The organism is Myxococcales bacterium, from assembly GCA_016720545.1.
In the GTDB taxonomy this organism is placed as follows: domain Bacteria; phylum Myxococcota_A; class Polyangia; order Polyangiales; family Polyangiaceae; genus JAAFHV01.
In genome coordinates this window covers 16,150-31,627 of record JADKKK010000017.1, presented here as the reverse complement: position 1 = coordinate 31,627, position 15,478 = coordinate 16,150, and the positions used below count along the sequence as shown (strand labels likewise).

The 15,478-nt window shown below is 70.2% G+C and carries 13 protein-coding genes and 1 tRNA gene; 8 read left to right on the top strand and 6 right to left on the bottom strand.

All coding sequences use genetic code 11. The annotated features are described in order from the left end of the window. Positions 1–239: 239 nt before the first annotated feature. Together IPQ09_23705 and IPQ09_23700 are read right to left on the bottom strand one after the other, a co-directional pair. Entirely contained in the window at positions 240–755 is a 516-nt protein-coding gene (locus IPQ09_23705) for a heavy metal-responsive transcriptional regulator (protein MBL0197177.1), read from the bottom strand. A 193-nt stretch (positions 756–948) separates the two neighbouring features. Next, positions 949–1,020 (bottom strand) — tRNA-Val (locus IPQ09_23700). A gap of 154 nt (positions 1,021–1,174) precedes the next feature. Here IPQ09_23700 and IPQ09_23695 point away from each other — a divergent pair. The 6 genes from IPQ09_23695 (at position 1,175) to IPQ09_23670 (ending at position 9,305) form a co-directional block, all read left to right on the top strand. Further along, the gene (locus IPQ09_23695) at positions 1,175–3,265 is read left to right on the top strand and encodes a bifunctional aldolase/short-chain dehydrogenase (GenBank protein MBL0197176.1); all 2,091 of its coding nucleotides are present in this window, start codon (positions 1,175–1,177) and stop codon (positions 3,263–3,265) included. Positions 3,266–3,312: 47 nt separating this feature from the next. Beyond that, the gene (locus tag IPQ09_23690; protein MBL0197175.1) at positions 3,313–4,098 is read left to right on the top strand and encodes a crotonase/enoyl-CoA hydratase family protein; all 786 of its coding nucleotides are present in this window, start codon (positions 3,313–3,315) and stop codon (positions 4,096–4,098) included. A gap of 117 nt (positions 4,099–4,215) precedes the next feature. Then, on the top strand, positions 4,216–5,232 hold the full coding sequence (locus IPQ09_23685; GenBank protein ID MBL0197174.1) for a hypothetical protein: 1,017 nt from the start codon (positions 4,216–4,218) through the stop codon (positions 5,230–5,232). Between the two features lie 71 nt (positions 5,233–5,303). Then, a complete protein-coding gene (locus IPQ09_23680) occupies positions 5,304–6,713 on the top strand; it encodes a DUF4331 domain-containing protein (protein MBL0197173.1) in 1,410 nt (469 codons plus the stop codon). Positions 6,714–6,792: 79 nt separating this feature from the next. Then, a complete protein-coding gene (locus tag IPQ09_23675; GenBank protein ID MBL0197172.1) occupies positions 6,793–8,166 on the top strand; it encodes a hypothetical protein in 1,374 nt (457 codons plus the stop codon). Further along, complete coding sequence (locus tag IPQ09_23670) at positions 8,163–9,305, top strand: HupE/UreJ family protein (protein ID MBL0197171.1); 1,143 nt, start codon at positions 8,163–8,165, stop codon at positions 9,303–9,305. Before IPQ09_23675 ends, IPQ09_23670 begins: the two co-directional genes overlap by 4 nt. Positions 9,306–9,345: 40 nt before the next feature. On the opposite strand, the gene IPQ09_23665 is transcribed toward IPQ09_23670, so the two are convergent. Continuing rightward, positions 9,346–10,371 (bottom strand): hypothetical protein, encoded by a 1,026-nt coding sequence (locus tag IPQ09_23665; GenBank protein MBL0197170.1) that lies wholly within the window; start codon positions 10,369–10,371, stop codon positions 9,346–9,348. A 99-nt stretch (positions 10,372–10,470) separates the two neighbouring features. Between IPQ09_23665 and IPQ09_23660 the strand changes: the two genes are divergently transcribed. Beyond that, the gene (locus IPQ09_23660; protein MBL0197169.1) at positions 10,471–10,908 is read left to right on the top strand and encodes a hypothetical protein; all 438 of its coding nucleotides are present in this window, start codon (positions 10,471–10,473) and stop codon (positions 10,906–10,908) included. Between the two features lie 16 nt (positions 10,909–10,924). Here the strand turns inward: IPQ09_23660 and IPQ09_23655 are convergent, their stop codons facing one another. The 3 genes from IPQ09_23655 to IPQ09_23645 form a co-directional block, all read right to left on the bottom strand. Beyond that, the gene (locus IPQ09_23655; GenBank protein MBL0197168.1) at positions 10,925–12,811 is read right to left on the bottom strand and encodes a hypothetical protein; all 1,887 of its coding nucleotides are present in this window, start codon (positions 12,809–12,811) and stop codon (positions 10,925–10,927) included. Positions 12,812–12,850: 39 nt separating this feature from the next. Then, a complete protein-coding gene (locus IPQ09_23650) occupies positions 12,851–13,435 on the bottom strand; it encodes a TlpA family protein disulfide reductase (protein MBL0197167.1) in 585 nt (194 codons plus the stop codon). Between the two features lie 62 nt (positions 13,436–13,497). Further along, positions 13,498–14,235 carry a redoxin domain-containing protein gene (locus tag IPQ09_23645; protein ID MBL0197166.1) on the bottom strand — a complete coding sequence of 246 codons (738 nt, stop codon included), beginning with the start codon at positions 14,233–14,235 and terminating at the stop codon, positions 13,498–13,500. A gap of 186 nt (positions 14,236–14,421) precedes the next feature. On the opposite strand from IPQ09_23645, the gene IPQ09_23640 reads away from it, so the two are divergent. After that, positions 14,422–15,474, top strand: a complete 1,053-nt coding sequence (locus IPQ09_23640) for a hypothetical protein (protein MBL0197165.1) — start codon at positions 14,422–14,424, stop codon at positions 15,472–15,474. Positions 15,475–15,478: the final 4 nt, after the last annotated feature.

The window sequence follows — 15,478 nt, the reverse complement described above, 5'->3', positions numbered from 1 at the left end:
TTCATCCGAGAGCGCCGCTCACGAGCAAGCGGAGGCGCAGCTCTGACAAGCCGTTGCACATGAGGAGCAGCCTGTTTTGGCGCACTCCTTTGCACAGGCTTCGCAGGCGAGCTTGCAGAGCTTCTTGGCCTCAGCAGCGAGAGGGCTGTTTCGAGCTTCGAGTTGGGCGGACAGAACGCAGGCGTCGATGCAATCCCGGCAGGCTCGGATGCAGGCCGCATGAGCGGTGGCGTCCTTCGCTAGACAGTCTTCGACGCAGCGTTCACACGCTTCGACGCACGAGAGACAGGAAGAGGTGCTGGATGACGTGGTTGTGGCGGACATGCGGACTTCCCTTTCTTGCTGGTATCCGGCTCACCAAGAGCCGCGAGGATGGAACAGTGTTCGACTGCGGTATCGCCCGAACACGTGCGGACCAGGCGGGCTACGGCATCCCGCAGCTCTCGAAGCTCGGTTAGCTTCTGTTCGATCGCCGCCAGCTTTTCCTCGGCCCGCCTACGGACCGTGCCACAAGGGGCTCCTTGGCGTGCTCGGAGCGCCAGAAGCTCTTTCGTCTCGGCCAACGTGAAGCCGAGCTGCGTCGCGTGACGAACGAATTGAAGGCGGGCCACGGCGTCGTCTCCGTAGCGCCGGTAGCCGCCCTTGGCTCGGGTCGGCTGAGGCAACAGGCCGATGCGCTCGTAGTACCGGATGGTCTGGACCCCGACCGCCGCACGCCTCGCCAGAGTGCCGATCGTAAAGGTCCCGTCGCCCATGCCGAAAGTATGGGGGCTGTAGCCGACTATAGGGTCAAGGGCTGACCGTGTTGTCGTTCGGCGTACGGCAGGCGTGGGCGCCAGAGTTGGTCACGAAGTCAGGGCCGGGAAACCATCCCTGGACCGTCCCTGAAACGAAGAAGGGCTGAGCACCCTTGGTGCCCAACCCTTTGATTTCGTAAGTGTCTGATTGTAGGCGCGATTGGGATTGAACCAACGACCCCTACCGTGTCAAGGTAGTGCTCTACCACTGAGCTACGCGCCTGGAAGAGACCCGCTTCATAGCGCCACCTCGCCCGCGGCGTCAAGCGCGTTTAGCGGGGCGCCGGCGGGGAGCACGGGCTGGGGTCTCGGCCCCTGCGCCGCGCCGTGCATCAAAAGATGGCCTCGCATCACCTCGCGGGGTAGGCGGTCCCCCCATGGATTCTCTCTACCGAGCCGATGAAGCCGAGCGTACGGTCGCCGCGGCGCTCCAGACCGGGGGCACCGAGCTCGCTCGCGACGTCGCGCTGCGCACGTACACCGCGCGCCTCCTCGGCCGCGAGCCTCGCCTGGTGCTGCACGGCGGCGGCAACACCTCGGTGAAATCGCGCGCGGTCACGCTCTTCGGGGAGACCGTCGACGTCTTGTGCGTGAAAGGCTCCGGCTGGGACCTCGCGACCATCCAGCCCGCGGGGCACCCCGCGTGCAGGCTCGACGCCCTCCGCGCGCTCGCGAGTCTACCCGCCCTCTCCGATGAGGCCATGGTCAACGGACTTCGCCTCGCGCTCCTCGACGCCGGCGCCCCTACCCCGAGCATCGAGGCGCTGCTCCACGCGATCCTGCCCGCCAAGTTCGTCGATCACACACACGCCAACGCGATCCTCGCGCTGGTCGATCAGCCCGAGTCCGAGCGCATGTGCCGCGAGGTGTTCCCGCGCGGGCTCGTGTGGGTGCCGTACGTGATGCCAGGCTTCGGGCTCGCTCGCGCGTGCAGGGAGGCGTGGGACGCGACCGTCGCCAAAGGGGAGACCCCGTCGGTGATGGTGCTCGACCGACACGGCATCTTCACGTTCGGCGAGACCGCGGAGGCGAGCTACGAGAGCATGATCGCCGCCGTGACCCGCGCCGAGCGCTACGCGGCCGACCGCACGAACACCGCGAGCGTCCACCTGGTTCAGGAGCCGCCGAGCTCGCTCGCGGCGGCGCTGTTGCCGTCGCTCCGCGGTGTGCTCGCGGAGGCTGCCGGCCTCCCCGAGGAGGCGGGCCCGGTGCTCGCGCTCCGCGACGGAGAGCGGGCCCGCGGATTCCTCGCCCGAAGCGACCTCTACGAGCTGATCCGACGCGGCTCGGCCACGCCCGACCACGTCATTCGCACGAAGCCAACGCCGATGCTGCTCAGCGCGCTCCCCGACGACCTGGGGCCCATGCGCGAGGCGATCCGCCGCGCTGTCGCGGGCTACCGCGCCGACTACCAGGCGTATTTCGACAGCATGTGCGCTGCGAAGGGCGTCACGCTGACCCGGCTCGACCCGAGCCCCGCGGTGGTGCTCGTCCCCGGGCTCGGTCTCATCGCGGTCGGCGCGACCCGGGCGCAAGCGGACGCGGCAGCAGATATCTACGAGCACACGATCGACGTGATGGAGACCGCGTGTGACGTCGGGGAATACACGCCCCTCGGGGCGGAGGATCTCTTCGACGTCGAGTACTGGAGCCTCGAACAGGCGAAGCTGCGGAAGCAGCCCGCGCCTGGCGGGGTCCTCGCGGGCAAGATCGCCGTGGTCACGGGGGCCGCCTCGGGGATCGGGCGCGAGACCGCGCGGGCGATGCTGGCCGAGGGCGCGCACGTGCTCCTCGCGGACCGCGCGGAGGCGGTCGACGACGTGCGGGCCGATCTGGCACTCATGTACTCTACACGCGTATCTTCCGCCCGCTGCGACGTCACGGCCGAAGCGAGCGTCGCGGCGCTGTTCGAGCGCGTCACGCGTGACTTCGGCGGCCTCGACGTGTGCGTCAGCAACGCAGGCACCGCGCCCGAGGGCGCCCTCGACACCGACGCGGGCCTCGCCGCGCTCCAGCGCTCGCTCGACGAGAACCTGCTGAGCCACGCGCGCGTCGCGCGGTTCGCCGCGCAGGTCTTTCGAAGCCAAGGGCGCGGCGGGTGCCTGCTCTTCAACGCGAGCAAGAGCGCGTTCGCGCCCGGCCCGGGCTTCGGCCCCTACGCGATCGCGAAAGCCGCGCTCGTCGCCCTCACCCGCCAGCTGGCCATCGACCTCGCCAGCACCGGAGTGCGCGCCAACGCCGTGAACGCCGATCGCGTCCGCACGGCGCTGTTCGGACACGGCGTGCTCGAGTCGCGGGCGAAGGCCCGCGGGCTCACCCCCGACGCGTATTTCCGCGCCAACCTGCTCACGCGCGAGGTCACCCCGAGCGACGTCGCGCGCGCGTTCGTCCACCTGGCCACGGCGCGCTCGACGACCGGCGCCGTCCTCGCGGTCGACGGCGGAAACCCGGCGGCGTTTCCGCGATAGCGGCCTCACTCCTTGCGGCCCGCGACCGCCTCGGCGACGCTCGGGCGATGAGCGAGCCTACCGTCACGACCGAGCTCCGCGGCCACGTCTTTCACATCGGGCTCGCGCGCGCGCAGAAGCGCAACGCCTTCACCACGGGCATGCTCCGAGAGCTCGCCGCCGCCTACACCGCGTTCGAGCTCGCCCCGGAGGCGTGGGTCGCCGTGCTCTTCGCGCACGGGGAGCACTTCACGGCAGGGCTCGACCTCGCGGAGGTGGGCCCCGCGGTCGCCACCGGCGCGCTCCTGTTCGGCGGCGAAGACCAGGTTGACCCTCTCGATCTCGCAGGCACTCGGCGGACCAAGCCGGTCGTGTGCGCCGTGCAAGGCATCTGTTTCACGATTGGCATCGAGCTCATGCTTGCGTGCGATCTGGTGGTCGCCGCGGAGGGCACCCGCTTCGCTCAAATGGAGGTGCGACGCGGCATCATGCCGTTCGGCGGCGCTACGCTCCGCTTCCACGAGCGGGCCGGGTGGGCGCGGGCCATGAAGTGGCTCCTCACCGGCGACGAGTTCGGGCCCGCAGAGGCCCTGGCGATGGGCCTCGTGTCCGACGTCGTGCCCGCCGGTGACGCGGTGGCCGCCGCCGTGGCTCTCGCCGAGCGCGTCGCCTCCCGGGCGCCGCTCGCGGTCCGCGCCACGCTCGCGAACGCGCGGCTCGCGCGCGAGCAGGGACGCGACGCGGCGCTCGGCGCCCTGATGGACACGGCGCGGCCACTCTTCGCGACCGCCGACGCCCAGGAGGGGGTGTTGTCCTTCCTCGAGCGCCGGGAGGCCCGCTTCGTCGGGCGCTGATCGGCGCTCATGATCACTCCGTGCGCCATCCGCGCGCGCGTTGCGAGAATGTTCTGGCCTGAGAAATCCGCGCGGGCGACCGACGCGTAGCCCGCCCTGGAAGAGGGGATACAGAACATGAACAGAAGCTCGCTCCGCCCCGTCGTCGCGGCGCTCGTGCTCGCCGCCGGCACGCTGGCCGCCGCCTGTGGGTCTGACGACCCACCCGTCGGCGGAATCACACCCGCCCCCCCCGACGGTGGGCCCAACCCCGACGCACCACCACCAACGCCGGGGACCGATTTCACCACCATCAAGCCCGCCGCGAACGACCCGTCGTTCCGCTCGCCGTTCGACGCGACGCCCGATCCGAAGGGCGAAAACGTGTATTTCACGGCGCTCACGGCGCTCGACGTGCCCGCGGTGTTCGTCAGCCCCGCCGGCGGCGGCGCCCCCCGGGTGCTCCATCAGGGCACGCCGCTCTCCGCGCCGTTCAGCATCGCCATCAGCGAAGACGGCAAGACCCTGTACATCGCCGACGGCAACGCCGAGGTCACGGCCGGTGGCGACGAGAACGGCGCGGTCCTGACGATCCCCGTCGGCGGCGGCACGCCCGCCGTGCTCCCGGGCTCCGGCGGCAAGAGCCCACGAGGCATAGAGGTCGCCGGCGACTCCGTGTATTTTACCGGCAAATCCGAGGGGCGCGCGGGCGTGTTCAAGGCCCCGCTGGCGGGCGGAGAGCCGGTCGCCCTCACGGCCGGCGGCCCGCTCCGCGAGCCCTCGGGCATCACGGTCACCAAGAAGGGGGTCGTCTACTTCGTGGACGCTTTCGCCCAGAGCGCGGCGGGCGCCGCCGTATTTCGGGTCGACGGCGGTCAGGCGGTGCTCGTGAAGGGCGGCTTCGCGGTGGGGCACCCCGCCGGCCTGGCGGCGACCTTCGACGACTCGGCGCTGCTCCTCTCGGGGATCGAGCCGAACAAGCAGACCGACGTGGTCGTGCGCATCAAGCTCGACGACGGCTCCACCACGAGCTTCACCGACACCATCGGTGGCTTCAGCGAGTCCGCCGGGCTCCACCGCGCGAAGACGACCAGCGTCTACGCGTGGGCAGACAGCCGCGCGAACGGCACGGGCACCGTCTACGTCCTCCGCTGAGGGCCCCGCGCGCTACGGATAGTCCCGGCGCGCCGTACAAGGAACTCTGACTCAGACTCTTGGAGCCTCGCATGAAACTTCGCCACACACTCCTCGCCTCCGCGTGCGGACTCGCCGTCACGGCGGTCACGGCGCTCGCCTCCGCCTCCAGCCACCGCGAAGCGCCCGCCATCGGCTTCGATCCGGCAGCCGACAACACGGACGTCTGGGCGTGGGTGACGCCCGGCACGCACGACAAGCTCAACGTCGTCGTGGCGTACAACCCCCTGGAGGAGCCATCGGGCGGACCGAACTACCACGAGTTCTCCGACGACGTGCTCTACGAGATCCACATCGCGCGTGGCGCGGCGGGCCTGAACGACGCGGTCACCTACCAAATCCAGTTCGACTCCACCGCGTATGCCCGGGTGGACGCGGCCGACCTCTCGAAGCCCCCCGGCGGCGGCAAAGAGTTCTTCTCTCAGCTCGCGGGCCGCAAGCAGACCTACACCCTCAGCAAGATCGTCTCGGGCGGACGCCGCATCGAGATCGCCAAGGGGATTCCCGTCGCGCCCGTGAACGCCGGCCCTCGCACGAGCTCCCTCGCGTACCAGATCCCGGCCCCCGGCAAGTACGACGACGCGTTCGCCGCGACGTTCATCAAGGACCTCGGCCCGGACGGGCGCGTGTGGGCTGGGCCGCGCGACGACGGCTTCTACGTCGACATCGGCCGAATCTTCGATCTCGCGAACGTGCTCACGGGCACGCCCCGCGACAACCTCGCCGGCTTCAACTGCCACGCGATCGCGCTCGAGATCCCGACGGCGCTCCTCTCGAAGGACGACCTCCCGCCGGCGCCCGGCGCGTCGAACGACAACACCCTCGGCGTGTGGGCCTCGGCGAGCCGTCGCCAGTACACGTTCCTTCGCCGCAACGGAAAGTCGGACGTCTGGGGGCCGTGGATCCAGGTCTCGCGTCTAGGGCTCCCGCTTGTCAACGAGGCGCTCATCGGCCTCCAAGACAAGGACCGCTACAACCGCAGCAAGCCGGCGAACGACGTACCCGCGTTCGGCTCGTACTTCCTGAACCCGGTCATCGTCCGCGACGCGGAGGCGGTCGGCATCTACACGGCGCTCAGCGTTCCGCAGGCGACGGTCGACGCGCTCAAGTCGAACCGACTCGACGTCATCGACACCATCAACCTCACGAACTTCCCCACGCCGGGCGCTCACTCGATCCCGCTGTCGTCGACCGGCGACGTGCTGCGCGTGGACCTCGGGCTCGACTCCGCCTTCCCCAACGGCCGCCCGATCCCGGGCCCCGCTCCCAACAAGGAAGGCGCGGACGTCACGGACGTGCTGTTGTCCGTGCTGCTCGCGAAGGGCACGCTGCCCGTCAGCGACGGCGTGAACTCGAACGACAAGAACTACCTCACGACCTTCCCGTACCTCCCGCTCCCCTGGGAGGGCTTCTCGGAAGGTCACGGCAAGCCCGCGCCGTAGGCGCGAGGTCCGGCCGCCGCGCACGTCTGGGCGACCGTTCGTCGGATCCTGCAGAGTCCCTCGGGCGTAATGTAGGCGCATGAAGGACTCGCTGACCCGAAGAGGCCTCGGCCCCCGCGAAGCGGCGCTCCTGGTGGGCGCCGCGCTCGCTTTTTTGGGGTGCGACGGCCCTGCGCCGACAGCCCAGAAGCCGCCGGCGCCCGCGCCCTCCGACGCCGCGCCGCGGGCCTCCACCCCCGAGACGAAGCCGGCGTCCCCGGAGCACCGCCTCGCGCTCCAGAAGACCGTCGGCGGCGGCGGCGCCGATCGCGCGATCGACGCGGCCCAGGCGCGCGCGCAGAAGACCCCCGACAACGCCGACGCGTGGATCCTCCTCGGCCGCGCGTGGGTCCGCAAGGCGAGAGAGAGCGCCGATCCGGGGTACTACCTGAACGCGGGCGCGTGCGCGCAGATCGTGAAGAAGACCGACCCCGAGAGCCGCCTCGCGAGGGACCTCGAGGGGCTCGTGTTGCTCACCAACCACGAGTTCGAGGCGGCCCGGCAGCTCGCGGAGAGCGTCGTGCACAAGGCCCCCGACGACCCGATGGCCTTCGGCAACCTGGCGGATGCCGAGCTCGAGCTCGGCCTGTACGACGACTGCCTCCGGCACACGCAGGCCATGATGGCGCTCAAGCCGAACCTCGCGAGCTACGCGCGCGCGTCGTACTTGTCGTGGCTACGAGGCGACGCGAAGGGTGCCAAAGAGGCTATCCGGGCCGCCATCGACGCCGGGCGCGATCGCCACGATCCGGAGCCTCGCGCGTGGGTCCTCACCCAGGCCGCGACCCTCTTCTTCCACGAGGGCGACCTCGACGGCGCCGACGCGGGGGTCGACATGACGCTCGAGTGGCTGCGTGACTATGCGCCGGCGCTCGCCCTCCGGGGGCGGATCGCCCTCGCCCGGAACCAGGGCAAGCGCGCGGTCGACGCCCTCACCAAGGCCTACGATCAGAGCCCCCTCATCGAGACCACATGGCTCCTGGGCGACGCGAAGGCGATGGCGGGCGACGAGGCCGGCGCGGCCGCGGCCTATGCCCGGCTCGAGCGCGAGGGACCCAAGGTCGACCCGCGCACGACCTCGCTCTTCCTGTCGTCTCGGGCCGAGAAGGCCGAGCGCGCCCTCGCGCTGGCGGAGGAGGAGTACGCGCGCCGCAAGGACGTGCTCACCGAAGACGCGCGCGCGTTCGCGCTCCTCCGCGCGGGGAAAGTGAAGGAGGCGAAGGCCTCGATCACGAAGGCACGAAGGCTCGGCACTCCGGACGCACGCATGGTCTTCCACGAAGGCGCCATTCGGCTCGCCGCGGGGGAAAGGAAGCCCGCGGAGGTGGTCCTGCGCGCGGCGCTGGCGAACGCGTCGCTCGACCGAGCGAGCCGGGCCGAGGCGGAGCGGCTCCTCGCCGCGAAGAAGCAGTGAGCGGCGGCGGCGGCGTGGCGCCCTCGCGTGGTGCGCGCTGGGCCCGCGCGCTCGGGCTCCTCGTCGCTGTGGTGTCGCTCCTCCTCGCGCGGGCAGCCGCGGCGCATGCCGTGGGGATGTCGACGGGCGAGTACCGCGAGCTCGAAGGCGACGGAGGGCCCCGCGCCCTCGGGGTGCGGATCGTCCTGGCGCGCGGCGAGCTGCTCTCGCTCGTGCCCTCGCTCGACGCCGACCACGACGGCGCTCTCACCCAGCCGGAGCTCGCGCGGGGGCTCGACGCGGCGCGGCCGACGTTGGCGCACCTCGCGGTCGTTCGGGGCGGCGCGGCCTGCGCCGGCAGCCTCGAGGCGCTCGCCCTCACCGAGCAAGACGGCGTGACGCTCGAGGCGCGGTTCTCGTGCCCCGCGACGGGCACCACCTACAAGGTACGCTTCGGACTGTTCGATGACCTGGCCCGAGGTCACCGCCACATCGCGCGCGAGCTCGGCGGCGGCGCGCGCGAGGACATCCTCTTCGGCGGCCACGACACGTTCGAGGTGTCGAGCGTTTCGGCGACCCCCGGCGCTCCGGAGCCGACAAGCCACGCGGCCCCAGCCACGTTCCCGGGCTTCTTGCGGCTCGGGGTCGAGCACATTCTCACGGGCTACGACCACCTCGTCTTTCTCTTCGGCCTCGTGCTCGTGCGGAGTCGGCCGCGGGCGCTGCTCGCGGTCGTCACCGCGTTCACCGTCGCTCACTCGCTCACCCTCGGGCTCGCGACGCTCGGCGTGTGGGCCCCGAGCCCGAGGTTCGTCGAGCCCGCGATCGCCCTCTCGATTGCCTACGTGGGAGTGGAGAATCTCCTCGTGAAGGACGCGAATCGGCGCTGGCGAATCACGTTTCCGTTCGGCCTCGTGCACGGGTTCGGCTTCGCCGGCGCGCTTCGCGAGGTCGAGCTCCCGCGCGCGCGCATTCCGCTGGCGCTCGTCGGCTTCAACGTCGGCGTCGAGCTCGCGCAGATCGCCGCGCTCGCCGTGCTCGTGCCGCTCGTGCTTCTCGTCAGCCGGAGACACACGGTCCCGCGGGTCACGCAGGCGCTCTCCGTGCTCGTCGCCGTCGCCGGGCTCGCGTGGTTCATCGCGCGCGTCGTCGCCGGCTGAAGCGCCGATCTTCGATTCACAATCTCGGGCTACGCAGTCGTCAGCGCAGATCGCAGCGCATCCCGCAGGTGCCGGCGCGCTGGCCCTTGGTCTTCAGACAGCCACCCCGGCACTCGAAATCGGTCTCGCACGGGGCCCCGGCGGGCTTCTTGGCGGCGCACTTGCCCCGCAGGCACTCGCTGCCCGCCTCGCACACCCCGCCCGGGCACGCCTCGCCGAGCTTGGCGGGCGCGCGCCGCTGACAAGTCTTCTGTACGCACTGGCTGCCCGGACTGCAGTTCGCGCTGAGCACACACGCCGCGCCGTCCGCGAGCGGGGCTGCGCAGCGGTGCGCGACGCAGGACTTGGCGCACTCGGGGTGCTGCGCGTCGAGCGTCGACTGCCGCGCGTAGCTCGCGAGGGCGTCGGTCGACGACCCACACGCCTCGCCGTCGGCCTTCCCGGGCCCGCACCTGCCCGGCGTCGTGGGGCCCGCCCCGTGGCAGCGTAGATCGCGCTCGCACTCGAGCGACGAGCGGCAGCGCGCGCCGGCGGGCACGAGCCCGCGGAAGAGCCCCTGGCAGGCCTCCGGCGGCCCTGGAGGAAACGGCCCCACCCAGTCGCACCCGGCCAGCGCCACGTCGAGCGCAGCCACGCAGGCGTCGACCGCCGCCGGCTCCACGCGCACCGCCTTCGCGCGGAGCGCTGCGCTCATCATGCGCACGCACTCGCTCGTGAGGACGATGCCCGGCTGCGTCTTGCAGCACTCGGCGCGGCGGGCCTCCTGACGCGCGCTCATCGCCTCGCAGAAGCGCACGGCGAGCGTCTCCGCCGCGCCCGCGTCGAGCGGGTAGACGGGCTTCACCTCGTCGTCGGTGGCCGCTCCCGCGTCCACGCCATCGCCCCCGTCCCGCGCGCCGGCTTCCGAGGCGCTCGCATCGTCGACCACGGTGGACGCGTCGGCCGGCACCGGAGGCTGGCTCTTGGGGCAACCGAGGAGCGATGCGGCCCCGACGGCCAGCGTGGCCGCGGCGACCTTCCTCATGACCGCGCGGCCGCAGAGGCGAGTGGGCAAGGTGGTTCGCACGATCCGAGCCTAGCTCTAGCAGCGCGGGTGCGTCGCGCGTGGATCGCCCACCCCTCGTTTTCCTCCCCCATCGGGGCCGCAGGGCGGTACCCTCACGGCATGAGGTTGTGTCGTGCCTCCACCGCGCTCGCCGCGCTCACCGCGCTCGCCGCGCTCGTCAGCGCCGGGTGCTTCAGGCGCTCCCCCGACGCGACCGACGACGCGAAGGCTGAGGCGCGGGAGGCGTGCGCACGGGACCCTGAATACGCCGCGGGGCCTGCGCAGAAGGCAGCGAGCGCGCTCGACGCGTACTGCGCGAAGGCGCCCTGCCCCGGCAAGGAGAAGCTCGCCGCGCTTTGCGCCTTCAAGACCAAGGGCCGGCCTCAGTCGCCGCCGATCTACGAGCTCAAGACGACGATCGCGCGCGGTGACACCGAGCGCGAGGTGTCACTCTGCAAGACCGTGCGCGCCTCGGGGGCGATCGCCTCGTTCGATCAGCTCGACCTGTACTGCTCGAACGGCAAACGCTGCATGACCTGCGGCGGCAGCAACCGCTGAGGCTGCGCGGGCAGACTCAGAAGCGCAGCGTGAGCTCGACGCGCGCCCCCGAGAAGGCGGGGAACAGGCGGCAGATGCCGCTCACGCAGCGCAGCCCGCCGCGCTGCTGACCCACGAAGAAGCGCACGTTGTTCTCCGACGTGAAGCGCCAGAGCACGCTGCCGTTGTTGTAGATGCCCGGGAACCCGTCTTGGGTGGTGTACTCGAAGCCGTGGGTGAAGACCCACTGGGGCGCGATCTTGAGCGCCGTGTAGTGCTCGCCCTGAACCCACTTCGCCTCGGTGAAGACCTCGGCGCCGGTGGCGTCCCGGGTCGTGTGCTGGTTCTCGCTGTCTTGAAGGCGGACCCGGTGGCGCCCGGCGAACTCGATGGAGTACGGGCCGCTCAGGTACTTCGTGAGCGTGTACTGCGCGGCCCGCTCCTTGTAGAAGGGCTCGCCGTTGGCGCGCACGTCGTTGCGCACGGTCGCGTTCGCGAAGAAGAACGAGCGGTTCGAGTCGAAGCGGAGCTCCATCCCCGTGAGCAGATCGGTCACGTAGTTGGTCGTGTCCTCCACGGACTGACGGCGACCGAGCTCGTCGCAGCTCCCGCCGCCCGACTCGCTCTTGGTGACGGTGTAGCCGAACGCCGAGTAGAGCAGCACGTTCTGGTTGATGCGCACGTCGACGCGATCGCGCGCGCCGTTCACGCACGCGTTGAAGAAGTTGAACATGCTGTCGTTGATGATCGGCTCGGCCGTGGGGGCCGCCGAGTACGCCACGTTCGCGAAGGCCGACGCCTTCGTGACGTTCACCGAGCCAGCGATGTTGAAGAAGTTGCGGTAGCTCTTCACCTCGACGGTGTTCGTGAACGGCCCCTTGTTGGCCGAGAGCGAGCCGTAGAGGGCATTGCCGTTCAGATTACCCTCGCGCCCCGACTCCCCCTCGCGGCGCTGGATGGCGGCCTCGAGGTAGAGGCTGCCCGAGCCCAGGAGCGAGGGGATCTCAAGGGTCTGGCTGGCGTTGAGCACGTTCCGTGACGCGAGCGTAGGCGACAGGCTCTTCGGCAGCGACGTGAGCCACGCGGAGGTGTCGTTCTCGTCGCAGGTGCCGAACGGCCGGTCGAGCATGCCGTCGATGACGTTGCCCTTCTCGTCGTAGCGGTACGGCGCGCACCGCGTGAACCTCGCCACGTTGGTGGAGAGCACCACGGGCAGCCCGCGCCCGAGCAGGATCTGGCCGCCGACCACGCGATCGGAGCCAAAGAGGGGCGCGCGCGGATCGTTCGCGAGGGGCTTCGGCAGGAACAGCGCCCGGCCCGTGGGCTCGTCGACGCGCGACGGGTTCAAGATACCGGCGACCACCGTGACGCTCGCCGGGTCCTTCTGCAGCACGACCTTGCCGCCAAACGCGGTGGTGTCGATGCCGAGCTCGTCGACCTTGCGGAGCGAGAGCACGAGGCCACGGCCGAACTGCGTGTAGGAGTCACCTGCGGTGAGCTCGACCACGGGCGTCTTGTAGGACGCGTACAGCTTCGCAGGGTAGAGCGAGTCCCGGTAGCGGCTGGCGCCGTCGACCTGAAACTGCCGAAGCGTCCGCGGAGCGATGTCGCCGTCCTCCGGCCGGAGCGCGTAGAGCGCCGAGTCGAGGCGCGCGCCCACCGTGAACTTGCCCCAGTTGAGCACCAGGTTCAGGCGATTGAGCCACGCGAAGTAGCCCTGGTTCTTGGAGTCTTCGCCCTCGCGCGACGCGAAGCGCTGCGACACGATCGACGTCTCGGTGACGTCGAGCTTCAGCTGACGCCCGAGCACGATCGGCAGGTCGACCGCGCCTGCCAAGCCCGGCCACGCGAGGCCCGCGAGCACGCAGAGCGCACCCGAGACGCTCGCGAACGTGCGCCGGGGCGCCCTGGTCCGCTCGCTCACGCGCCGCATCCTCTCACAAAAACAGCCGGGTCCGGTGCGCTACTTCGCGAGGAGCTTGTCGACTTCGACAGCGAGGACGTCTTCGTCGCCCGGGTTGTACCCTTCGCGCACCTGCGCGACGTTGCCGGTTTTGTCGATGAGGATGGTCAGCGGGCCGCTCTTCTTGGGGTTGTAGAGCGCGCAGATCGCCGAGTCCTCGTCGAGCAGAACTGGGAAGTTCAGGTTGTTGCGCTGGGCGAAGGGCTTGACCTGGGCGACCGTCTCGGGGCCATCCATCGACACGGCGAGCACGATGAGGCCCTGCGCCTTCTTGTCGTCCTGCATCTTTCGGAGGTGCGGGAACTCGGCCAGGCACGGCTCGCAGTACGTCGACCAGAAGTTCAGCAGGATGGTGCCCTTCCCGAGGTAGGTCGAGAGGCGCACGGTGTTGCCGTTCATGTCGCGCGTGGTGAAGTCTTGAGCGTGCACGCCCGCCTTCATGCCGCCCGCGGGGGCGGCCACGCCGCCGGTGGCGGCAGGTTGTCCAGGCTGCCCGGCTTCACAGCCGAACAGCGCCGTCGCCGCGAGGGCAACGACGCTGAGGGCACGAGAAGCCGAACCGAAAAGGTCAGCTTTATTCTGCACGGGCTTCCTTGCTTGGCGCGGCTTACTTGGCGGTTTACTTGGCGCGGTTTACTTGGCGCGGTTTACTTGGCCGGGGTGTAACCGTCGAGGAACTTGAGCCAGCCGTCCAGCTCGGAGCGGACGCCCTCGGCCGTGCCGGCGCCGCCGGTGCTCGCGTAGAGGATCTCCATGGTGCGGGCGTCGAGGTCGGCGTTCCACGGGATGGCGGCGGCGTCGAAGAACACGCCGAAGTTCGCGTTGTTCGGATCGAGCACGTGGCCGAAGTCCGACGGGTAGGCCGTGAGCCACTTGTCGAGGTCGCCCTGCGTGGCGGCGACGCCCTGCTTGGCGCTCTCGACCAGGGCGGTGAGCCAGGCCACCTTCTTGGTCTTCAGCTCGCCGGCCAGGGTGCCGGCCGCCTTCGCCTCGGCGTTGCACGGGCCACACCACACAGCCGCCGCCTGGATGTGGATGAGGCGGTAGTTCTTGGTCTGCGGGTCGAAGTAGTCGGCGAGCGAGACCTGCTGGAGCCCCTGGGACTTGTCGCCCTTCGGGAACCCATAGAACTTGAAGTTCTTCATGACGTTGCCCGGCGCTCCGACCTTGCCGGTCTTCGAGCTGTGGGTCGACGCCTTGGTGCCGATGTTGGTGGTGGGGTACGCCACGCCGTCGGGGTTGGTTTCCTTGCCGACGGGGCCCTGGCCCTCACCGACGAGGCCCTTGTCTTGCTCGGGTCCCGGCGTACCGGAGCCCGTGGTGGCCGACGAGCACGCGACGGCGAAGAGGGAGACGACGACCGCTGAAACTCCGACAAATCGCATGGGACACCTCTGTTGGCTGTGTGCTAGCACACCGGCCGCTCACCGTACCCCCAAACCGTGTTTCGTCAAGACGCATTGGCGAGGGGGCCGGGCGCGGCGTAACGTAACGTGCGCGCAGCCACACCGCTACGCCGCCCCTTCGCTTCGGTTTCTCACGACCCCTCTCTTTTCGTGCTGCGAGGCTCCATGAACCCCACGTCCGCCCCTTCCGCATCCGCATCCCGCTCGTCCCTCGCGCTCGCGCTCACCTTCGCCGCGGGCGCGCTCTTCGCCGGAGTGGGGGCGTTTGGGTGCTCGTCGTCGACGGTCGACCCGGGTCCGGCGCCGGCGCCGGCCTGCGACTCGGCCAAGTGTGCACCGGGCAACCAGTGCATCGCGGTGGGCGGCGAGACCAAGTGCCGCAAGACGTGCAGCTCCAACGCCGACCCGGCGAAGGGCTGCCCCTTCAATTTCACGTGCACGGCCCTCACCGCCCCCGAGGCGGAGTGCGTTGGGCCCGCGTGCATCTGCGCCGAGCTCGCCGTGAAGCTCGAGAAGAAGGACAAGGGCCAGTGGGGCGCGGGCTGCAACCCGGCCGACGGCATCGCCGCGAACAAAGCGTGCGACGCCGCGCAGGGCTTCCAGTGCTACGCGCAGAACCCGGTCGACGGCGCGGCGTACTGCACGCGCGCGTGTGCGAAGGACGCGGAGTGCGGCGGGGGCTTCTTCTGCGGCGCGGTGAACGACTCTCCGAGCGCCGAAGAGGCCAATCGCAACGGCACTGGCACCATCAAGATCTGCCAGAAGCGCGCGTACGGCTCGCCCTGCGAGTCCACCGTCGACTGCGGCGCGGGCCTCCGCTGCATCGCCGACGACAAGAACCAGAAGTTCTGCTCGAACAGCTGCGCGACGGACAACAACTGCGCGGTCGACGCGTTCTGCGCCGACGGCCTTTGCTACCCTTACGCGGGCGTCAGCGTGGGCGACGGCAACCTCTGCTCGCCTTGCCGCTCCGATCTCGACTGCGCCGCCGGCAAGGGCGTGTGTGGGGCAAACACCTACACCACCGAGCGCTTCTGCACGGTGCCCTCGGCTTCCGCGTGCAAGTCGCAAGACTGCCCCAAGGTCCCCGAGGGGGTGACGGGGGGCGGGTGCACCACCAAAGCGTTCGACGACATCCCCGCGGGGCAGTGCATCGGCCTCTTCAAGCTCGGCACGAGCAACCTGCCCGGCTGCTGGACACGCACGCGCAGGAAGTAGCCCG